The following is a 22,144-nucleotide window of genomic DNA, read 5'->3' as shown; positions in this document are numbered from 1 at the left end:
TAAAGATTGAGCTTTTAACTATAATTCGGCACAATGAAATATTAGGTTGAAACTTGCTGGCTTGTTGAGATAAAAAATACAGCATTTAACTATCGCGGGGGTGGCAACGTGCATTGGTTTTACGATCTGTCTTTTCGCTGGAAGCTCAGGCTCCCAATCGCGCTTATTGCACTGGTTTTGACAGGAGTTTCCGTCATTGCAATCCAGCGGGTCTCTGAGCTCAAAGATCAGTCAGACCACATTGCGCACCTCTATATGCCGGGTGTTGATTTCCTGATCGAGGCGGATCGTGATCTTTATCAAGCCTTAGTGGCGGAGCGTACCTCGTTTTTTGTGGATGTTGGCACAGAATATTTCGAGCAACTGCGTCGGGACCACGACGAAAATATGGATCAGGCGCGGACGCGCGTCGGGAAGTTCGCCGCATTGATCGATACGCCTGAGGTTAATGCACTGCTGGAACAGTTCGATACGCTCTACGATGCATGGCGTTTGTCTACAAATGCGGTGATGACCGCCGACCGTTTGGCGGACAATCAGGAAAGCTCACGTGCGCTCGAATTGAGCCTTGGCAAGGCCAGCGAGCAGTTCGAGGCGATGCGCGAGGTGATCGATACTCTGACAGAGCTTACCCTCGAATCCGCGCAGGTAACCACCGATCGGGTCGACGCTGTGGCCCGCAATGCCAAGTTGAGCGCTATAACCGCACTCGTTGTCGGCTTAGCCTTCTGTCTGCTCCTGGTGTTGGTCTTTCCGGGTATGATTACGCGCCCACTGCATCGAATTATTCATCGCGTTCAAGATATTGCGCAAGGCGAGGGCGACCTCACGGCCCGCGTGCAGGTGAATACTCGTGACGAGTTGGGGCAGTTAGGGACGGCCTTAAATCAGTTTATCGACAAGTTGCAAACTGTTATCGGTGGTATTGCTGGCGCGAGTGCGCAAGTGGCGGCTGCGGCTGAGCAGATGTCGGCTATTACCGAGGAGGCCAATCGGACTGTTACCGAGCAGGAATCGGCGACCGACCAGATTGTTACGGCGGTAAACCAACTGTCGGCGACCGTTCAGGAGGTGGCACGCAATGCCAGCGAGGCCGCAGCTGCTGCGGAGCAGGCCGATCTTGCCTCCAAGAATGGTCGGGACGTATTCGGCCAGACCGCCGCAGCTATGGAGCAATTGGCACAGGATATTGGAACCACAACTGCGGTGATCCAGACGCTGGGGCACGATAGTGAGCAGATCGGCTCGATCCTGAACGTCATCCGGGAGATCGCGGAACAGACGAATCTTTTGGCCTTGAATGCGGCCATTGAAGCGGCGCGCGCGGGCGAGCAGGGGCGAGGGTTCGCCGTGGTGGCCGACGAGGTGCGGGCGCTCGCCAGTCGCAGTCAGCAATCGACGCAAGAGATCCAAGGGATGATCGAGCGCTTGCAAACCGGATCGCGCAATGCGGTTGAGGCCGTCGAGGAAGGCAGCGAACAGGCCAAGGATGCTTTGGCGAAGGCCGTCAAGGCAAGCGATGCTTTGGAGGCGATGACCGGCGCAGTGACCCAGATTAATACCATGAACTCGCAGATTGCCACTGCGGCCGAAGAGCAGAATGCGGTGACCGAGGATATCAATCGCAACATCACCCATATCGGCGAGGTGGCGCAGCAGAATGCTCAGAGTTCGCGTCAGACGGCCACTGCGAGTGGCCAGCTGGCCGCGCTTGCGGGAGATTTGCAGGCCATGGTTGGGCATTTCAAGGTATGAACTTGGCCCAAAGATCGCGCGTGTTTAACTTCCTGACAATCTTCCGGGACTTGACAGTCGCAATGATTGCGACTGATCAATTCAGAGATATCCGTTCAAACGGGATGCAGTTTAATAACCATTGTCATCGCGATAGTATTCGTTGGCCAGGTTGTCGAAGCGGGTGTATTGCCCGAGGAAAGCCAGCTTAACAGTGCCAATAGGGCCGTTGCGCTGCTTGGCAATAATGATCTCCGCAACCCCTTTGTCGGGGCTGTCTTCGTTATACACTTCGTCTCGGTATATAAACGCAATGAGGTCCGCGTCCTGTTCGATTGCGCCCGAGTTGTGGCTAACAATACCATCGGCGAGCCAGCAGGCAGGACCGGGGACTGTCAGGTCGTAAACCGCCTCCTCGCCTGCTGGCTCGACCGCGACAACGCGATCCCAGAACAAGTCGCTCTCGGCGAGATCGCGCAGTTCCGGATCATCCAGCAGGGTCGCATCGCTTGACAGGGTTACCTGCGAGGGCGCGAAGTTGAAATGAGCGCTGCCGCCGTAGCTGGTTCCGCGCAATGCGGCCATCTGTCGGGTGCTGATGCCAGACGCCAGCATGCGACTGCGTACTTGCCCGAACACCTCAATTGGCAAGGTATCGACATTGGAATTCGCCTTCATACCTTCGAGTAGTGCTTGTAGTTTTATTGCAGCTCCGACTCTCGGTCCAAAAGCACCGACTTGATCGAGAAAGCGCTGCTGGGCTTCTGCGCCGATCACCCAAACCAGATAGGTGGTACGGTAGCCAGCTTGTTCCACGGATTGGATTTTTGAGCGAATCCCGAGACGCAGCAGCAGCGCCTGGACATCCTCGGCCAGGCTGCGGCTGTTAGTACTAAGATGCACTCCGTGGCTGCCTTTTTGGCCAGGCTTACGCGGCGAAATCGTGCCATCTGTCGCCCAAAGGTGCCGAAGAAAAAGACCAATCTGTGCGTTAGGGCATTGAAAAAGCTCGGGTGGCAGTCGTTTTTCATAGGAGCGTTGTCCAAACAGGCGAAGTCCGCGCAGCCACAGATTGATACCTGCTGGGTGCCAGCGGTTACCATTACCGCTAAAAACGAGCTGGTGCCAGTTGCCGCGACCTGGGTGTCGGTTAACCTTTACCCCAAAAAATTGGGCGCATTCGGTGACCACTCGGCTATTGTCTTCCGATGCCGTGGTGTATCTGAGCGGCTGACCGCTCAGGTAGCTTCCATCTCCGACTAGGTGGGCGAGAAGGATCAGCTCATGCTCAGGCCAGTCTTGGGGTTGACGAGGCTCGGGTAGTAAGCGCGCTGTTGCCAGACGGGTGCCCTGGGCTAACTCACTGACTTTGATCCAACCATTTGCGCCTTTGAGCCGGTGCTCGGCCGTCGCGCGCATGACTCGCCCACTTGCCAGCTTGATACTGAAAACGTGTCGAGTGCCAACTTGCCAGACACACTCGGCTTCGGCCTCGATGAGTCGTCCCCTGGTATCAATGGCCAACACCCGAGCCTGGCTACCGCACAGCTCGGCAATCGGAATCCGGCGACCATCCGCCAGCACAACTTTGGTATCTCCAGTGACACATTCGCGGAGATCGGACATCACCGGCCGTTTGTTGGGACGGTTTTCCAGGCTTCTGTTGAGCTGTGATAGAGCAACAACGGGTACGTTCAGCTCTTTTGCCAGCGATTTGAGCGAGCGGGAAATCAGCGAGATTTCGGTCGCACGGTTCTCCCCGGCGGTGGATGCCTGCATGAGTTGCAGGTAGTCGAGCACGATCAGTCCCAGCTCCTTGTCTTCGCGCTTCAGCTCGCGTTGCAGCCGACGCACGCGGGCGCGCACCTCGGTTGGCGACAGGCCGCCGGTGTCATCAATGTGCATGGACACTTGCGAGAGCATGCTGACAGCCGAAGTCAGACGCGGCCAATCGTCATCGCCGAGCTTGCCAGTGCGCACCCGATGCTGATCGATCTGACCGAGCGAGGACATCATGCGCATGGCCAGCGAGTCGCCGGGCATTTCCATGCTGAAGATGGCGACGCCTTTGCCGGTTTTGATAGCGACATTTTCGGCGATGTTCATTGCGAAGCTGGTGTTGTGCACGCAAATGTCGTTGGCGACGAAATTGTGGGTGTCGGGAACCGTCAGATCATAGACCTGACGCCGGCCAAGGGATTCGATGGCGACGATGGGGTCCCAGAACAGATCGCTGCTGGCGAGATCGCTAAGGGATTGGTCCTGCAAGGCATGAGCCAGCCGCGCGAGCCGTTGCCGTGACAGGGCGCGCTTGCCTACATGGATGTTGCTGGTTCCGATCAAGCCCGCGCGCTCGGCAAGATGACTCCAGGACTCCTCGCCCTTCATTGCTCGCAGCCGCTCCCAAACGGCTACTGGAATCAGGTCGGTGTTGGTCTGCTGGCGCTTTTGCGCGAGCGCATCAAGCACTCGTTCAAGGGCCGCCTCTTTCGAAAAGATGCCAATCTCAGCGGCAAAAGTTCTTATCGAGTCGCCATCGGTGATATCCAATTGCCAGGCATGGGAGTCATTCTGTTCGCGGCGAATGCGGCGGTGACGCAGCTTGGCGATGATGCCGAAGCGCAGCAGGAGGTGCTGGATCTGTCGGGCGAGGCGCTCGCTGACCGAGGCGTAGCCGAGTTGACATTGTCCGCTGCTGAGTCGTGTTGCCCAACCATCGGTGGCAAAGAGCCGGTTCAGAAACAGCGCCAGTTGATTCTTCGGCAGTTGAAAGACGGGGGCAGGAACGAATTTACCATGCGCATCGCGTTCCCAGAGTCCAAGTTCAATGAGCCAGCGGGTTAGGGCGTTGGGGCCGTTTTTTGCGCCATCCACCCGTGGATTGGGATCCCAGGTGACGTGCGCATCGGTAAAAAAGGTATGAATTCGTTCGAACAGCGCCGCGCCGGGCATGCTCCGGCCTTGAGTCCAGTTGCACACGCTGGCTGGACTGGCGCCTGTTGCGAGAGCCAGTGATCGCTGGGAAGAGCCAGCCGCGATCAAGGCGTCCGTAAGCGCCTGACCAAAGGCTTTGCGTTGGCTCTGGATTTGCGCGCGATCACCGATCACGCAAACCTCAGGAGTGCGGTCTGGGCGCTGCTTGAGCTGTGCGCGCACTCCGCCGAATTCCTGTGCCGCCGCGATAAAGTCCGCCTGAATCGCAGCGTTTTCATTAATCAGTTTCGGCGTTCGGTTTCTGAAGCAACCATCGCCAAGCAGGTAGCTGAGCAGCTTGACCTCGCACTCGCGCATCGCCCGCGTGCCAAAGATGGGCAGGCGACGCGGGACGCCAATGGTGTCGCCGATGGCGAGTTCACCGAGCGGCTTCCAGCCTTCCAGGGTCAAAAAGGGATGCGTGGCGGTGGTTTCGACAACGCGTCCGAGCCTGGTGGTCACGCGAAAAACGGATTTGAAGCCGTCATCCACGAAAGCGTTTGCCTGTGCCGTCTCCAGTCGCATCCGATCATTGAGTGTCAGCAACTCGGCTTGGCGGCGGTAAAACAGGGTTTCGATGGTTTCGACGCACCCGTCCGCGAGCGGAATCTCGGTCTTCGCGTCGAGGCATTTGCCCATCGACGGTCGCCCGGCGACGATAATGAGATCCGCCGCTTGCAGGCCGGAGGTTTTCATATCGAAGTCGGTGAAACCGGTGGGTACGCCGGTAATGGGTTCTTCGCGATGGTAGAGCTCGTCGATCTTGTCCATCGCGGTGACCAGCAGATTGCGAATCGGCTGAAAGCCGCCGCCGCCACGGCTGAGCTGCTCGGCGATCTGGAACACCTTGGCTTCGGCCAGATCGAGAATTTCCGCTTCACCGCGACCTTCGGTGGCATAGGCCAGATCGGCGATTTCCACTCCGGCACGCGCCAGCTGGCGCAGCACCGAGTTGAAGCGCACGATGCGCGCATAATGTAGCGCATTGGCAGCGGAGGCGGTGTTGCGATCAATCTCGGCCAGATAGGGCAGACCGCCGCAGTCCTCCAACAGATTGCGCTTGCTGAGCGCTTCCGACAGGGTCACCACATCGAAGGGTTGATTGTCCTCGGCAAGAATCGCGATGCCACGAAACAGCACCCGATGCTCCTGGCGATAAAAATCCTCTTCGCAGACCTTGTCCGCCACCTGTTCCCAGGTGCTGTTTTCGAGCATCAGGGCGCCGAGCAGGGATTGCTCGGCGTTGGTGTTGTTGGGTGGTACCCGGACTTCAGCGAGGTCCGACAGATCGTTTGATGCCAACGGCAAAATCCTGTGCGACGACGATTAGGAAAGGCGGCCGGCGGCCCGGAGATACATGCACCGGACTCAAACGGCTTTGTACAGCTCCCCGCCGGTGTCGCGGAACTGCGCGGCCTTTTCTTCCAGCCCGGCACTCAGGGCTTGCTCGGCGTCGCTCAGCGCATGGGCTTGCGCATAGTCGCGCACATCCTGGGTGATTTTCATCGAGCAGAACTGCGGCCCGCACATGGAGCAGAAGTGCGCGACCTTATGCGAGTCGTGGGGCAGAGTCTGATCGTGGAACTCGCGGGCGCGCTCCGGGTCGAGTGCCAAGTTGAACTGATCCTCCCAGCGGAACTCAAAGCGTGCCTTGCTCATGGCATTGTCCTGCACCTGAGCACCGGGCAGCCCCTTGGCTAGATCGGCGCCATGGGCGGCGATGCGGTAGGCGATGATGCCATCGCGCACGTCCTCTTTGTCCGGCAGGCCGAGGTGTTCCTTGGGGGTGACATAGCACAGCATGGCGGTGCCATACCAGCCAATGTTGGCGGCACCAATGGCAGAGGTCAGATGGTCATAAGCCGGGGCAATATCGGTGATGATGGGGCCTAAGGTGTAAAAAGGCGCCTCATGGCAGTCGGCCAGTTCCTTGGTGACATTGTCATGGATTTTTTGCAACGGCACATGGCCGGGGCCTTCGATCATCACCTGCACGTCCTGCTCCCAGGCGATTTTGGTCAGTTCGCCCAGGGTTTCCAGTTCGGCGAATTGGGCGCGGTCGTTGGCATCGGCTAGACTGCCGGGGCGCAGGCCGTCGCCGAGGCTGAAGGCGACATCATAGGCGGCCATGATGTCGCAGATGTCGCGGAAATGGGTGTAGAGAAAGTTTTCCTGGTGATGGGCCAGGCACCATTTCGCCAGGATGGAACCGCCACGCGAGACGATGCCGGTGACCCGATCTGCGGTGAGCGGAATGTAACGCAGCAACACTCCGGCATGAATGGTGAAGTAATCCACACCCTGTTCGGCCTGTTCGATCAGGGTGTCGCGGAACAGCTCCCAGGTGAGATCTTCGGGGCGACCCTCGACCTTCTCTAGTGCCTGATAAATAGGCACGGTGCCGATGGGCACCGGGGCGTTGCGCAGAATCCATTCGCGGGTTTCGTGGATGTTCTTGCCGGTTGACAGGTCCATCAGGGTGTCGCCACCCCAGCGCGTGGACCAGACCATTTTTTCCACTTCCTCGGCAATGCTGGAGGTGAGCGCCGAGTTGCCAATGTTGGTGTTGATCTTCACCCGGAAATTGCGCCCGATAATCATGGGCTCCAGTTCCGGGTGGTTGATGTTGGCCGGGATGATAGCGCGCCCGCGCGCGACCTCGTCGCGGACAAATTCTGGCGTGATGATGTCGGGCAGGCCGGCACCAAAGGCTTCGCCACGATGCTGGCGCAGCAGTTTCTCGTAGCGCGGGTCGGCGCGTAGTTCATCGAGTTTCAAGTTCTCGCGGATGGCGACATATTCCATCTCAGGGGTGATGAGACCCTGGCGTGCATAGTGCATCTGAGTGACCTTGTGGCCGGCCTTGGCGCGGCGCGGGGCGCGCAGATGCTCGAAGCGCAGATGGTCGAGGGTCGGATCCTGCTGACGGCGCTGGCCGAAGGCTGAACTGGGGCCAGTCAGCTGCTCGGTATCGGCGCGCTCGTCGATCCAGGCCGCGCGCACATCGGGCAGGCCGCGCAGCAGATCAATGCGAGCGTCCGGGTCGGTGTAGGGCCCGGAGGTGTCATAGACGATCACCGGCGGATTCTCTTCCGGCCCCTGGCGGGTCTCGGTTGGAGTCTGGGCGATCTCGCGCATGGGCACGCGCAGATCCGGACGCGAACCCTGGACCCAGAGCTTGCGGGAGCCGGTGAACGGCTGGGTGACTTCGGCGGACAGGCGCGCGCTGGTGGCGACGAAGTCGGCGGGGAAAATGGGGGGCGTGGCGCTCATCGCGGCGATCCTCTCTGGCCGCGCGCTCCAGAGCGGAACGGACGGCAAACGGTAAGTCTTAGGCTGGTACTGGGGATAAGAAGCCGGACCTGTGGACACCCCCAGCAGGATTGTACCGGCACGCTAGCCCATGGCGCGGGGGATTTCAAGCGGTCGATCCTCCACACAGCCTGGGATCTGCGTCGGCAAGCGCGCGGCTAGGCTGCGATTGCCAGCCCATAACGCACCTGCCCAGCGCTTTTCTCACGCAGCCAGTGCCAACCGCTGGGAAGCTCGATGGCCGGTGCCTGGGCAGCGGTTTCGAGATAGATCCGCGCCTCGGGTGCTAACCAGGGCCGGGTGCTGAGCTGTTCCAGGCTGGCGGGCAGCAGGTCGGCAGCGAAGGGCGGATCGAGAAAGACAATGTTGAACGGGCGCGGGGGACTGGTGGCGAGCCAGCGCAGGCTGTCGGTCTGCTGAATATCGAGCGCTGCGGCGGCCAGCTGCCTGGCATTGGCGCGCAATTGGCGCGCGACCAGTGCATTGCGCTCCAGCATCACCACCTGCGCCGCGCCGCGCGATAAGGCCTCGAACCCCAGGGCACCGCTGCCGGCGAAGACATCCAGGCAGCGGCTGCCGCTGAGGATGGGTTGCAGCCAGTTAAACAGGGTTTCGCGGGCACGGTCGCCGGTGGGGCGCAAGCCGGGCTGATCTGGAATGGGCAGACGCCGCCCGCCGAAGCGCCCGCCGATCAGACGCACCTGGCCCGGCGCAGCACCGCGCCGCTTGGAAGGCTGTGCGCGGGCCAGGGTCAGCGTCCGTCCGGGGTGGTCAGGGACGCTGCGGCGGTGGTCGGCGCCACTGGTTCGCCGGTGGCGGGCTGACCAACCATCACGATTTGCAGCTGCTCGGGATGAACGCGACGCTGGAAGGCGGCGTGAATCTGCTCGTGGGTGACCGCGCGGATGCGGTCGGTAAAGCGTTCCAGATAATCCAGTGGCAGATCATAGAAGCCGATGACCGCCAGATAGGCCACGATCTTGCTGTTGCTGGCAATGCGCAGCGGAAAGCCACCGGTGATGTTCTTGACTGCATCATCGAGCTGCTTCTGGGTCGGGCCGGTGTCGATGAATTGTTTGAGGGTGTCGAGCAGCACTGAGCGCGCCTGTTCGGCTTGCGCATTCTTGGTTTGCAGCCCCAGCACGAAGGGTCCGCGTTGCGCCAGTGGCAGGAAGTAACTGTAGACGCTGTAGGACAGGCCGCGCTGTTCGCGCACCTGCTCCATGAGCAACGATACCAGGCCGCTGCCGCCGAGGATATGGTTGCCGACATAGAGCGGAAAATAATCCGGATCGCCGCGTCGCATGCCCGGCTGACCGGCATAGAGATGCGTCTGGCTGGAGGGGAAGGCGATGACCTGAGTGCGGCCCTGCTCCGGCGCCTGTACTGGCGGCAGTGGTGGTGGGGCGGCTCCCCGGGGCAGACCGGCGGCAATGGCCGTCGCAATGGCTTCGGCCTGCGCCCGGTCGATGGCTCCGACCAGGGCGATGGTGGCCCCTGTGGCGCGATAGTAGTCCTGATGGAAGCGCTTGAAGTCCTCCGGAGTCAGCTGTTCAATGCTGGCAGCGGTGCCTTGCGGATCACTGGCATAGGGATGATCGCCAAACACGGCCTGGTAGAGCGCCTTGCGCCCGACTGTGCCCGGATCCTGCTCCGCCTGGCGCAGTGCGGTCAAGCGGTTGCGTTGCAGGCGCGCAACATCCGTCGGGGCGAAACGTGGCGCGCTCAGGACCTGCGTCAGGGTGGCGACGGCGGCATCGAGATCCGCCGGGGCGGTCAGGGTGCGCAGGCTGACGGTGGTCATATCGCGGTCAGCACTGGCGCTGAGCTGAGCACCGATGGACTCAATGCGCTCGGCAATGGTGTCGGCATCCCAGTCGCCCGCGCCCTGGGTGAGCAGGCTGGCGGTCAGGGACGCCAGACCGGGGCGGGCGCCATCGCGTCCGCTGCCAGCATCCAGGGCGACGCGAATGTCGAGCATCGGCAAATCGGGCGCCGCAACGAACAACACCTGACTGCCCTGAGCGGTCTGCCAGTGCTGAATCGGCGGTCCGGCCAGGATCTGGCTCAGGGGCGCACTGGCGAGCAACAAACAGGCGAACAGTTGCAAGGGGCGAAGCTTAACGAACATGGCGGTGATCTCCGGTAGCCGTGACCGCCGAGGCTTCGTTCGTCGCGCCATCCAGTGGCAGCGGCTCCAGTACGGCACGGGTGCGATTCTCAGGGCGGATGTAGCGGCGCGCGACGGCCTGGATTTGCTCCGGGGTCACGGCGGCAAGGTGCTTGACATAGTCATCTGCCAGGCGCCAGCCAAGTCCGACGCTTTCAAGCTGCCCGAGCAGCATCGCCTGGTAGAAGACCGAATCTTGTTCGTAGATTTTGCCGGCAATCAGCTGGGTGCGAATACGCGCCAATTCATCGGGCGCGACCGGCTCGTCGCGCAGTTGCCCGATCTCGGCGAGCATGGCCTGTTCCAGCGCCTCAATGTCCTGTCCCTTGGCCGGGGTGCCATCGAACAGCAGCATGCCGGAGAGGCGGCTGAAGGCACTGTAGCTGGCATCGGCGGCGGCGGCAATCTGTTGGCCGCGCACCAAGTGACGACTGAAGCGCGAGCTGGCGCCATCATCGAGCACGGCGGCGAGCATTTCCAGGGCATAGGGCTCCCAGGCCTGCTCGCTGTCCGGGCCGAGCTCGTGCAGCGCCGGTGTCTTATAGCCAAACAGCAGATAGGGTTCCTTCGCGGGGGCGCGCACGATCAGCGACTTGGCGCCGATTTGCTCGGGTTCGGTGCGCGGTTTGGGAGGGGCGATAGGTTCCGGCTGCAAGGGGGCGAAATGCTTGTTCGCCAACGCAAAGACCTCAGCCGGGTCAACATCGCCCACCACCACCAGGGTGGCATTGTTGGGCGCATACCAGCGTCGGTACCAAGCGCGCAGATCCTCAACCTGAATTGAGTCAAGATCGCTGGACCAGCCAATGATCGGGATGCGATAGGGCGAGGCTTCATAGGCTGTCGCGTTGAAGCGTTCAAAGGTCATGGATTCGGGGTCGTCTTCAGTGCGCAGACGGCGCTCCTCCTTGACCACCTCCAGTTCCTTAAGAAATTCATCCTTCGGCAGGGCGAGGCGGCGCATGCGCTCAGCTTCAAGTTTAAAGGAGATTTCCAGCCGGTCGGCCGCTAAGGTTTGAAAGTACGCGGTGTAATCACGACTGGTAAACGCGTTTTCGTCACCGCCATTGGCAGCGATAATGCGCGAGAACTCGCCGGGCGCCAGACGCTCGGTACCCTTAAACATCATGTGCTCCAACAGATGCGACACTCCGGTGATGCCGCCATATTCATAACTGGAGCCGACCCGGTACCAGACCTGCGAGGTCACAATGGGGGCGCGCCGATCCGGCTTGACCAGAATCTTCAGGCCATTGTCGAGTGTAGTCTCGACGACCTGAGGCTTGTCCTGTGTAGCGCCCGGCGCGCTAGCCGTGGCGGGCGCTGGTGTCGGGGCATGGCTTGCAGGCGTGGTAGCGGGCGAATGTGCGGGTGGCATTGCCAGAACATGCCCGGCCAGCGCGCCGAGCAGCAAGGTCAACGCCAACCGGCGTAATTGCAGGGGTGGGATACTCATAAGCTCAAGGTGACCTAACGCCTTCGTAGGCGCTTACATGGTTACAGTTGTGAATCATCTCTGCCGCGATACAGTGGGGATGCACTGGCTGAAACTCCAGGGGATCATGCCACCCGGCTTGTATCCCCTCCCGCTCTCTGCTAACTTTGCACTCTGCACGGCGCAGCTAGTAGAATCTGCGGTGCTGCTTGTCAATGGTGGATGATGTCGGTCCCCGCGCAAGATTAGATCGTGAACCCGGTCAGGCCCGGAAGGGAGCAGCCGCAGCGATTGACGTCTGTGCCGTGGTGTGGCTGGCATCGTTCGCCACCCTTAATCTTTCCAGATGCGCACCGAATCTGCGCGCATCGTCTTGTCTGTCGCCCGTTCCAGCTATCCACGCTCTTTCGCTGCACTCGCATGTCGCCAAGTGATTCCGACCCCGCCGTGTCGCCTCAGGCACCCTATCAGGTGCTGGCGCGCAAATGGCGCCCGAATACCTTTGCCGATCTGGTCGGTCAGGAGCATGTGGTTCAGGCGTTGACCAATGCGCTGGATCGCGGCCAGTTGCATCACGCTTATCTGTTTACTGGCACCCGTGGTGTTGGTAAAACTACACTGGCCCGCATTCTGGCCAAGTCGCTGAATTGCGAGCAAGGCATTAGCGCTACGCCCTGCGGAGTCTGTTCCAGCTGTCGCGAAATTCAGGAGGGGCGTTTTATCGACTTGCAGGAAGTCGATGCCGCCTCACGCACCAAGGTCGACCAGACCCGCGAGCTGCTTGATAACGTGCCCTTTGCGCCGGTGCGTGGCCGCTATAAAGTGTATTTAATCGATGAGGTGCACATGTTTTCGGCCAGCAGCTTCAATGCGCTGCTGAAAACCCTCGAAGAGCCGCCACCGCATGTTAAGTTCGTGCTGGCGACCACCGATCCACAAAAGTTGCCGGCGACGGTGCTGTCGCGCTGCTTGCAGTTTAATCTCAAGCATCTGCTGCCGGAGCAGATCCAGGCGCGCTTTCGCGAGGTGCTGGAGGCCGAGAGGATTGAATTTGAACCCCAGGCGCTGGCGCTGTTGGCGCGCGCGGCCGAGGGCAGTATGCGCGATGGGCTCAGCCTGCTCGATCAGGGCATTGCCTTTGGTGGCGGGCGGGTGCGCGTGGCCGATGTGCGCGCCATGCTCGGGGCACTGGATCATGACCTGACCCTGGCGCTGGTTGAGGCGCTGTGCAATCACGACGGTCCGCGTCTGCTGGAGGAGATCGGCCGGGTGGCGCAGTTAACTCCGGACTTTGCCGGGGTGCTCAAGACGGTGATTGGAATCCTGCATCGGTTGGCTTTGGCGCAGCAGGTGCCGGCCACGCTGGATCGCGCCGATCCGGATTATGCGCGATTGCAGGCTTTAGCCGAGCGCGTGGCGGCGGAGGATTTGCAACTCTACTACCAGGTGTGCACCATCGGCCAGCAGGATTTGCCGCTGGCACCGGATCCGCGCGCTGGCCTGGAAATAGTGTTCCTGCGCGCCCTGGCGTTTCGCCCCGAGCCTGAGCACGCGCCAGTTGCGCGCACGCCCTCGGGAGCCCCGTCCGGGTCAGGGCCGGCGCCCGGTACGTCACCGCCGGCGGCTGGTGGTCAGTCCGGGGAAGCGGCTGGCGATCAGGGTAGCGCGGCGATTGCTGCAACGGCGGCAGCGATTCAAGTCGACCAAGCCGACCAGACTGACGTTTCCGGGGATCTGGAGAGCGATCAGGACTGGCATCAGCTAGTCGAGCGTCTGCCAGTGCACGGGCTGGGGCGTGAACTGGCGGCTCACTGCGCCTTTCAGTCTTGGGAGAATGGCGAACTGCATCTGCGCCTGGAGCCGGACTGTGAGCACTTGATCCGCGCTGACACCGCCGAACAGCGGCTTGCGCAATCCTTGCGCGAGGTGCTCGGCCAGCCGGTGCGGCTGCGTATTCAGGCCCAGCGCGCGAGCAATGATACCCCGGCGCGGCGCCGGGCGCGTGAGGCGCAGCGGCGGCAGCGCGAGGCCGAGGCACTGCTGCGTCAAGATCCCATTGCGCAAGGCCTGATAGCGCGACTCAATGCCGAGTGGGTGCCGGACAGTATTCGTGCCACCGGCTGAACGATTATCACGATACCTTAATGATTTGATCACGACAGAGGAACACGCATGAAAGGCGGAATTGGGAATATGCTCAAGCAGGCGCAGAAAATGCAGCAGGGGATGCAGGAAGCTCAGGAGCGCCTGGCTCAGGAAGAGGTCACCGGTGAATCCGGCGGTGGTATGGTGAAGATCACCATGAACGGCAAATATGAGATGCGCAAGGTCGAACTCGATCCCAGCTTGCTGGAAGATGACAAGGACATGCTTGAGGATCTGATTGCGGCGGCGGCGAACGATGCTGTGCATCGGATTACCGAAAAGCAGCAAGCCAGCATGGCTGAATTAACCGCCGGCCTGCCGCTGCCACCGGGGATGAAGCTGCCGTTTTAGGCTGGTTGACAGGGTCGGATGGCAGCTGCAAGAGCCATGCACCGCTGTGTCTGAATCCAACCTGCTGTCTGAACTCATTGATGCCTTGCGCCGCCTGCCCGGTATCGGACCCCGCTCAGCGCAGCGCATAGCCTTCTATCTGTTGGAGCGCGATCGCGACTCCGGTCGGCGTCTGGCGGCGATCATGGCAGCGGCTATGGATCGCATCGGCCGCTGCAACACTTGCCGCACGCTGACGGAGGCATCCCTGTGCAGCATTTGCGCCAACCCCAAGCGCGATCAAAGCTTGCTCTGTGTAGTGGAACATCCAGCGGATATTGTGGCAATCGAACAGGCCACGGACTTCTCCGGCGGTTACTTTGTCTTGGGCGGGCGCTTGTCACCGCTGGATGGCATTGGTCCCGCTGAACTGGAACTTGGGCGACTACAAGGCCGCTTGGCGGCCGGTGGGGTGCGCGAGCTGATTTTAGCCATCAGCCCCACCATTGAGGGTAGCGCGACCTCGCATTATATTGCCGAGATGGCGGCAGCGCAGCAGGTGCCGGTGACGCGCATTGCGCATGGCGTCCCCTTGGGCGGGGAGCTTGAATATGTCGATGGCGGTACCCTGGCACATGCGTTCAGCGGGCGCCAGCCGGTATAACCTTGGCGAACGGAACAAGCCGAAGACTCAGGAGGCACTCAAGCGATGACAGAGACAGATACTGTGTTTGGTAAAATTGCGCGCGGTGAACTGGAAGCAGATCTTGTCTATCAGGACGACGAAATCGTGGCCTTTCGCGATCTGAATCCGCAGGCGCCGGTGCACATACTTATTATTCCACGCCAACCCATTGCCACATTAAATGATGTCTCTGTCGCCGATGCCACCCTGCTGGGGCGTCTGCTCCAGGTGGCCGCCCAGCTGGCGAAGCAGGAAGGAATTGCAGAGCAGGGCTATCGCACAGTGATTAACTGTAATGCTCAAGCCGGACAGACGGTTTATCATCTACATGTGCATCTGCTGGGTGGACGCGCCTTGCAGTGGCCACCGGGTTAGGCCAAGTCGGGCCGGATGCGGGGCACGCTGCCGAAGTGGTCGCAATCCGGGTCAGCCGTGTGGATAATGGTAGCAGTGTTTGACTGAGACCTTCTGTGCGGGTGATGGAATGATGCGATGACTGTGGCGATGGAATCCGAACGAGAAAGTGCGGCAACCGCGCTCGAAATCAAGGCGGCGGCCTTCACCCTGCCGGTGATCCGGTTGTTTCAGGTGGATATGGGGGCGTTGGCCGAACAACTCCAGGCCAAGGTGGAGCAGGCGCCGGATCTGTTCGCTCATGCACCGGTGGTGATTGATCTCAGTGGCCTTGATGATCCAGACGCCGACATCAGCTTTCCGCGCCTAGTGGGGTTGCTGCGTGGCTATGGGATGTTGCCGGTCGGCTTGCGTGGTGGATCCATGCGGCATCAGGAGGCCGCGCATGGAATGGCGCTGGCTCTGATGAGCGACGGCAGTTCGCGCCGGATGCGTGAGGCTGCCAACGGCGATGCCTCAGTGGCCGTGACGCATGCAATCAACCTGCAAATAGGCAGGACACAGAACCAGGATGACCCAATGGATGCTGGCATTGGGCTTGAGGTGGGGTCCACACTGATTAGGCGTCCGGTGCGCTCAGGGCAGAAGGTCTATGCCGCTGGGGGTGATCTGACCGTCACCGCCGCCGTCAGCTCGGGAGCTGAGCTCATGGCGGATGGCAATATTCACATCTATGGGCCACTGCGCGGACGGGTGTTTGCCGGCATCAAGGGCAACACCAAGGCACGCATTTTCTGTCAGGATTTGCAGGCAGAACTGGTGGCGGTGGCCGGGCATTATCGGGTGAGTGAAAATATTCCGCTGAAATTGAAACATGCGCGGGTACAGATTTTTCTTGAGAAGCATAAGCTGCGAATTGAGCCTTTCTGATTCAAGCCTGTTGATGCATACCTGATGGATCATCCTATAAGCACCGGTGGTCGGAAGTTTTGCGCTTGAAGTTGCCAATGTGGGGGGTTTTTTGGCAAGATGCAGTTTATTTTGCTGTGGAAATAGTTTATTGCAATACTGCGATTTTTCGCTTGCGATAAAAAGAAGGTTGTTTTTATAACGATTAAAGTGGGTCGGATTCTGCACTATAGTGCAGACAGATAGGGACAGAAACTGAATTGATACAGGCTAACATGATTGGCGCCATCCTGATCGCAATGATGCAGCGGCACTGGGGCGATGAGAGGCGATGATCAGTCATGATTGGCGGCTTGGGCCATTTGGGGCTACAGGAGGATTTATCTTTGTCTAGAGTTATCGTAATCACCTCGGGCAAAGGTGGTGTTGGCAAGACCACCACCTCGGCCTCCATGGGGATGGGGCTCGCGCAAAAGGGCCACCGTACCGTGGTGATTGATTTCGATGTTGGGCTACGCAACCTTGATCTCGTGCTGGGCTGCGAGCGGCGTGTGGTCTATGATTTTATCAATGTAATCAACGGTGAGGCGCATCTGAATCAGGCCCTGATTCGAGATAAACGCTGTAATAAGCTGTCGGTTTTGCCCGCCTCGCAGACGCGCGATAAAGATGCGCTCAGTGTCGAAGGGGTTGGGCAGGTGCTTGAGGAACTATCCAAGGATCACGAATATATTATTTGCGACTCCCCGGCAGGTATTGAACACGGCGCTCTCATGGCGATGTATTACGCCGACGATGCTGTGGTGGTGACCAATCCGGAAGTGTCTTCAGTGCGGGATTCAGACCGGATGCTGGGCATTCTGGCGAGTAAATCCCAACGCGCAGAACAGAATCGCGAGCCAATTACCGAGTATCTGCTGCTGTCGCGCTACAGTCCCAATCGTGTGGTCCGCGGCGAGATGCTGAGCGTCGCGGATGTGCAGGAAATTCTGTCGCTGAAAATGCTCGGAGTCATTCCCGAATCCCAATCGGTGTTGAATGCCTCCAACTCTGGAATTCCTGTCATTCTCGATACCCAATCAGATGCCGGACAAGCCTATCAGGACATGGTCAAACGCTATCTCGGTGAAGAGCTTCCCATGCGCTTCACCTCGGATAAGCGGGGAATGTTCGGGCGCTTGTTTGGAGGCTAGCCGATGGGCTTACTCGATAATTTCCGCAGTGCGAATCACGGTCGCGGCTCGGCTTCGGTCGCCAAAGAGCGGTTGCAGATTTTGGTTGCGCATGATCGCATCGCGCGCGGGCGGCCGTCCTATCTGCCGAAGCTTGAGCGGGAGATCCTTGACTTGATCCGAAAGTATGTTGATGTTGATCCGAACGCTGTGACGGTCAGTTATGAACAAGATGAGCGGCAGGAGTTTCTGGAGCTGAACATCCTGCTGCCGGATCAATCCGAATGGTATCAATCCGAATCGCGCTAGTCCAATTCTCATGCCCGGCACAGGCTCAGCGGCCTGCGCCGGGCATCGCTCTCAAGCCGTCGCGGTGCGAATCCACTCCACGCGCTTGCGCATCACACCATAGTAGACTACCGGAATCACCACCAGGGTGAGCAGGGTGGAGACCAGCAGGCCAAACAGCAGCGATACCGCCAGTCCGGAGAAGATCGGATCGCCGAGCAGGAACATGGCCCCAGCCATTGCCGAGATTGCCGTCAAGGCAATGGGCTTGGCGCGCACCACAGCCGAATTGACCACCGCCTCCTCAAACGCCATGCCCTGGCGCACTGAGAGGTTGATAAAATCCACCAGCAGGATGGAATTGCGCACGATGATCCCCGCGAGCGCAATCATGCCAATCATGGAGGTGGCGGTGAACTGAGCGCCTAGCAGTGCATGCCCCGGCAGGATACCGATGATGGTCAGCGGAATGGGCGCCATGATCACCAGCGGCACCAGATAGCTGCGAAATTGCCCCACCACCAGCAGGTAAATCAACACCAGCCCCACCCCATAGGCCAGTCCCATGTCGCGGAAGGTCTCATAGGTGATTTGCCATTCACCATCCCATTTCAGGCTGTATTCATAAGGATTTTCCGGTGCCTGTCGGTACCATTGGGTCAGCCCCAGGGTATCGGTCAGCTGACCGGCGATGGCAAACAGACCATAGAGCGGGCTGTCGGCGCGACCGGCCATGTCGCTGGTCACATAGACCACGGGCAGCAGATCTTTGTGATAGACGCTGGCGGTGCGCTCGGTATCCAGCGCCGTGACGATCTCTGACAGCGGCACCAGATGGCCATTTTGCGAGCGCACCCGCAGCGCCAGCACCTGATCGAGATCGGCCTTGTCGGCTTCGGAATACTCAATGCGGATGGGCACGGCGTATTTCACATTGGCGCCATGCAGGTAACTCATGTCCTCGCCATCAAGCACCGTGGCCAAAGCCTCGACAATGGCGCTCTGGGCAACACCCAGGCGCGCTGCTTTGGCGCGATCCACCACCAGAATGCGCTTCTCGGCCGGATACTCGACGGAATCATCGACATCGACAATATCCGCCGTGCTGGCAAATTGCGCGCGCACCTGGCGGGCGATGTCGATTTGCCCGTCATAGTCCAAGCCATAGATTTCAGCGACCAGCGGGGCTAGCACCGGTGGTCCCGGCGGGATCTCGACGATTTTGGCGTTGCCGTCAAAGCGCCGCGCGATGGCTTGCAGCGGTTCGCGCACCGCCAGCGCGATTTGATGACTGGCGCGCTCACGCTGGTCTTTGTCGGTCAGATTGACCTGAATGTCGCCCAGGTGCGCACCTTCACGCAGATAGTATTGCCGCACCAGACCATTGAAGTTAATGGGCGCCGCTGTGCCGGCATAGAGCTGGTAGTCGGTGACCTCGGGGACGCGCTCCAGATACTCACCCATGGCTGCGAGTACCCGGGTGGTCTGCTCCAGGCTGCTGCCTTCCGGCATGTCAAGCACGACCTGAAATTCGCTCTTGTTGTCGAAGGGGAGCATTTTAAGGAACACCGCTTGCGTGACCACCAAGGACACCGAAGCGCCAATCAGCAGCAAAATACTGCCCAGCAACAGCCAGCGGTTGCGCTGTCCCGTGCCGCCGACCAGGAAGGGGCGAATCAAACGGTCAAACAGCCGCTGCAAGCCAGTGCCAGCCGGGATGTCGTCTTCAGTCGCATGGCCCCCCGTCTGCCCGGCCAAGGCACCGGAGGCGGTGGCGAATTTGGGTGCCAGGATTTTATAGGTTAGCCAGGGGGTGAAGACAAAGGCCACCACCTGGGAGATCAGCATGCCGATGGAGGCATTGATGGGGATCGGCGACATATAGGGCCCCATCAGGCCGCTGACGAAGGCCATCGGCAGCAGCGCGGCAATGACCGTGAAGGTGGCGAGGATGGTGGGATTGCCTACCTCGTCCACCGCGCGTGGGATAGCTTCGAGTAGTTTTTTGCCGCCCATGGCCAGATGGCGATGGATGTTTTCCACCACCACGATGGCATCATCGACCAGAATGCCAATGGAAAAAATCAGCGCGAATAACGACACCCGGTTGAGCGTGAAGCCCCAGGCCCAGGAAGCAAAGAGCGTCAGGGACAGAGTGACAATGACCGCCGCCCCGACGATCAGCCCCTCACGCCAGCCAAGCGCGAGCATTACCAGCGCCACCACCGACAGGGTGGCAAAGATCAGCTCATGGATCAGTCGGCTGGCCTTGGCATCGGCCGTGGCGCCATAGTCGCGGGTGATCAGCACCTCGACGCCCTCGGGAATAAAGGTGCCCTGTAACTGCTCGAAACGCTCGGTGACCGCCTGGGCGATATCCACCGCATTGGTGCCCGCCTGCTTGGCCAGGGCAATGGTCACCGCTGGCGTGGTCCCGGCCAGATCGACTAGGTTGTAGTGCTCGGCAGTGGTTCCACTGCCGAGGCGCACATAGGACTGCGGGAAGGCGGGGCCGCGCTCGACCTGAGCGACATCGCGCAGATACACCGGGCGCCCGTCATGCAGGCCGATCACCAGATCGGCAATCTGCTCGGGGGAGGTCAGAAAGGTGCCGGCCTGAACCTCAATCTCGCGATTGTCGGCCGTCACAGCGATGTCATCACGAATCAGATTATTCGCTTGCAGGGCGCGGCGCAGGTCGCTTAAATCAATCCCAAAGCCGGCCAGTGCCTGCGGGTCGAGCAGCACATGGACGACCTGATGCGGCGCGCCCAGGGTATAGATGTCGCGGGTACCGGGTACGCGCTTGAGTTCCTGCTCAATGGCATGGGCGACCTGGCCCAGCTCGAAGGCACCGATTGCGGGATTGTGCGACCACAGCGTCGCCGTCAGGATGGGCACATCATCGATGCCCTTGGGCTTCACAATGGGCTGGCCAACGCCCAGATTGGGCGGCAGCCAGTCCTCGTTGGCAAACACCTTGCTGAACAGGCGCACAATGGCCTGGGTGCGATCCTCGCCCACCTTAAACTGCACGGTGACCACCGCCATGCCGGGGCGCGAGATCGAATAGACATGCTTGATGCCCTTGATCTCCGAGAGTACCTGCTCAGCCGGCCCGGCCACCAGATGCTCAACCTCGCTGACCGAAGCCCCGGGAAAGGGAATAAAAACATCGGCAAAGGTCACATTGATCTGAGGTTCTTCCTCGCGCGGCGTGACCAGAATGGCAAAGAGTCCCAGCAGCAGGCCGACCAGCGCCAGCAGTGGAGTGATTTCGGTGTTCTGGAAGCGGGCAGCGATGCGCCCGGCCAGACCTAGGGGAGTGGACTCAGCCATCCTGCGCTCCCTCCTCGGCCTGAGCGGCCGCGCGTGCAGCAGCCTGCTGCTTGAGTGCCACACCGGCGGCGATGGGATCGAGCGCCACCTGTTCGCCCTCGGTTAACCCCGACAGCACCCGCAGCGAATCGCCGCGCCGATGTCCGACGCGAATCATCCGAAAGCGAATCTGTCCGGCGTTATCCACCACATAGACTCCGGTCACTTCCGAGCGATAGACCACCGCCGCTGCCGGCACTCTGAGTTCCAGCTGCTCGCCGACCACAAAAACCGTCTTGACGAACATCCCGGGAAACAGGTTTGGGTGCTGACCGACGAGCGCGACCCGGACCTGAAAGCTGTTTGAGCCGGTTTCGGCAAAGGGGAACACTGTAATGCCGCCGGTTTCAATGGGTGCGCCATCAGTGGCGAACACCTGCACCTGGCTGTGCTCACGCACCGCCGGGATGGCGCTTTGGGGCACATCCACGCTGACCCGCAGCTCGTCCAGCGACACGCCGCTCATGATCGGCTGGCCGGGACTGGCCATTTCACCAATCTCGACATAGCGTTTGGTGGTAATGCCCGAGTAGGGCGCCCGGATCAGGGTATAGTCGAGTTGCTCCTGGGCCTGCTCAAGTGACGCCTGCGTCGCCTCGAACTTGGCTTGTGCGCTTTTCAGCGCCGTATTGGCCTTATCCATCTCGGAGTCCGAGGCGTTTTGCTTGGCAAAGAGCCCCTTGATGCGCTTGTGTTCCTCGCGTGCCTGCTCCAGCTGGGCCACGGCGGATTTCATCTCCGCCGCCGCCTGCGCCACCCGGGCACGGTGCTCGGTATCGCGCAGGCGCGCAATGACGGCGCCGCGCTCCACGACATCATCCACATCGTAGAAGATCTCCTCGACCACTCCCTGGGTCTGGGCCGAGACTGTGGTGCGATTCACCGCCTCCACCATCCCATCGAGCCGATAGGTGCGCTCAATGGGCTGATACTCCACCGGTGCGGTGTTAAGTTCGGGAGCGGCGGCATTGGCCTGAGCCGCATCCATCACAAGGCTCAGCAGGCAAGCGCTGAGCCCGACGAGAAGGGGATTGACTGTTCGCATTATCATTGTGCCTGTTGGGAAAGCTGATATATTAGAAAATTAGATTTTTCTAATATATGGTACTCCCGGGGAGGCTTCAAGGGAGCAGGGCCATCATATTCAGCGATACTCCGGCGATGCATCAGCCGTGATACGCGCTGGGATACGTTAAACTGAACCGGTATCAGGATCATCATCTTAACGCGCTTGGCCTGCAAGCAACGCGTTAACCACT

At 60.2% G+C, this 22,144-nt stretch carries 15 protein-coding genes and 1 other RNA gene; 9 read left to right on the top strand and 7 right to left on the bottom strand.

The window, feature by feature from the left end; translation table 11 throughout:
* Nucleotides 1-108 precede the first annotated feature (108 nt).
* Nucleotides 109-1,755, top strand: coding sequence for a methyl-accepting chemotaxis protein (locus tag CKO36_RS01125; RefSeq protein ID WP_200279359.1), 1,647 nt, complete (start codon nucleotides 109-111; stop codon nucleotides 1,753-1,755).
* A 111-nt stretch (nucleotides 1,756-1,866) separates the two neighbouring features.
* On the opposite strand, the gene dnaB is transcribed toward CKO36_RS01125, so the two are convergent.
* From dnaB to CKO36_RS01100, 5 genes are all read right to left on the bottom strand, one after another.
* The gene (dnaB, locus tag CKO36_RS01120; protein ID WP_242469309.1) at nucleotides 1,867-6,009 is read right to left on the bottom strand and encodes a replicative DNA helicase; all 4,143 of its coding nucleotides are present in this window, start codon (nucleotides 6,007-6,009) and stop codon (nucleotides 1,867-1,869) included.
* Nucleotides 6,010-6,075: 66 nt separating this feature from the next.
* Complete coding sequence (thiC, locus tag CKO36_RS01115; protein WP_242469308.1) at nucleotides 6,076-7,980, bottom strand: phosphomethylpyrimidine synthase ThiC; 1,905 nt, start codon at nucleotides 7,978-7,980, stop codon at nucleotides 6,076-6,078.
* Between the two features lie 197 nt (nucleotides 7,981-8,177).
* Nucleotides 8,178-8,720: a 16S rRNA (guanine(966)-N(2))-methyltransferase RsmD gene (gene rsmD / locus CKO36_RS01110; RefSeq protein ID WP_338053393.1), complete on the bottom strand. Its 543-nt coding sequence runs from the start codon at nucleotides 8,718-8,720 to the stop codon at nucleotides 8,178-8,180.
* A gap of 50 nt (nucleotides 8,721-8,770) precedes the next feature.
* Complete coding sequence (locus CKO36_RS01105) at nucleotides 8,771-10,150, bottom strand: M16 family metallopeptidase (protein WP_200279356.1); 1,380 nt, start codon at nucleotides 10,148-10,150, stop codon at nucleotides 8,771-8,773.
* On the bottom strand, nucleotides 10,140-11,645 hold the full coding sequence (locus tag CKO36_RS01100; protein WP_242469307.1) for a M16 family metallopeptidase: 1,506 nt from the start codon (nucleotides 11,643-11,645) through the stop codon (nucleotides 10,140-10,142). The genes CKO36_RS01105 and CKO36_RS01100 overlap by 11 nt, the downstream gene beginning before the upstream one ends.
* Before the next feature lie 205 nt (nucleotides 11,646-11,850).
* On the opposite strand from CKO36_RS01100, the gene ffs reads away from it, so the two are divergent.
* The 8 genes from ffs to minE all read left to right on the top strand — a co-directional run bounded on the left by ffs (nucleotide 11,851) and on the right by minE (nucleotide 17,528).
* An RNA gene (gene ffs, locus CKO36_RS01095) (signal recognition particle sRNA small type) lies at nucleotides 11,851-11,947 on the top strand.
* 97 nt (nucleotides 11,948-12,044) lie between these two features.
* Complete coding sequence (gene dnaX, locus CKO36_RS01090) at nucleotides 12,045-13,748, top strand: DNA polymerase III subunit gamma/tau (RefSeq protein WP_200279353.1); 1,704 nt, start codon at nucleotides 12,045-12,047, stop codon at nucleotides 13,746-13,748.
* A 48-nt stretch (nucleotides 13,749-13,796) separates the two neighbouring features.
* Nucleotides 13,797-14,120: a YbaB/EbfC family nucleoid-associated protein gene (locus CKO36_RS01085; protein ID WP_200279350.1), complete on the top strand. Its 324-nt coding sequence runs from the start codon at nucleotides 13,797-13,799 to the stop codon at nucleotides 14,118-14,120.
* Between the two features lie 46 nt (nucleotides 14,121-14,166).
* Complete coding sequence (gene recR, locus CKO36_RS01080) at nucleotides 14,167-14,763, top strand: recombination mediator RecR (protein ID WP_200279347.1); 597 nt, start codon at nucleotides 14,167-14,169, stop codon at nucleotides 14,761-14,763.
* Between the two features lie 45 nt (nucleotides 14,764-14,808).
* A complete protein-coding gene (locus tag CKO36_RS01075) occupies nucleotides 14,809-15,159 on the top strand; it encodes a histidine triad nucleotide-binding protein (protein WP_200279344.1) in 351 nt (116 codons plus the stop codon).
* Nucleotides 15,160-15,288: 129 nt separating this feature from the next.
* A complete protein-coding gene (gene minC / locus CKO36_RS01070) occupies nucleotides 15,289-16,068 on the top strand; it encodes a septum site-determining protein MinC (RefSeq protein WP_242469306.1) in 780 nt (259 codons plus the stop codon).
* Nucleotides 16,069-16,433: 365 nt separating this feature from the next.
* Nucleotides 16,434-17,240 (top strand): septum site-determining protein MinD, encoded by an 807-nt coding sequence (minD, locus tag CKO36_RS01065; RefSeq protein ID WP_200279523.1) that lies wholly within the window; start codon nucleotides 16,434-16,436, stop codon nucleotides 17,238-17,240.
* Nucleotides 17,241-17,243: 3 nt separating this feature from the next.
* Nucleotides 17,244-17,528: a cell division topological specificity factor MinE gene (gene minE, locus CKO36_RS01060; RefSeq protein WP_200279338.1), complete on the top strand. Its 285-nt coding sequence runs from the start codon at nucleotides 17,244-17,246 to the stop codon at nucleotides 17,526-17,528.
* Nucleotides 17,529-17,579: 51 nt separating this feature from the next.
* On the opposite strand, the gene CKO36_RS01055 is transcribed toward minE, so the two are convergent.
* Entirely contained in the window at nucleotides 17,580-20,846 is a 3,267-nt protein-coding gene (locus tag CKO36_RS01055; protein WP_200279335.1) for an efflux RND transporter permease subunit, read from the bottom strand.
* The gene (locus tag CKO36_RS01050) at nucleotides 20,839-21,873 is read right to left on the bottom strand and encodes an efflux RND transporter periplasmic adaptor subunit (protein WP_242469305.1); all 1,035 of its coding nucleotides are present in this window, start codon (nucleotides 21,871-21,873) and stop codon (nucleotides 20,839-20,841) included. Before CKO36_RS01050 ends, CKO36_RS01055 begins: the two co-directional genes overlap by 8 nt.
* Nucleotides 21,874-22,144: the final 271 nt, after the last annotated feature.

Origin of the sequence: Rhabdochromatium marinum (genome assembly GCF_016583795.1) — a bacterium.
GTDB lineage: Bacteria > Pseudomonadota > Gammaproteobacteria > Chromatiales > Chromatiaceae > Rhabdochromatium > Rhabdochromatium marinum.
This window is presented reverse-complemented; position numbering and strand designations above follow the sequence as displayed.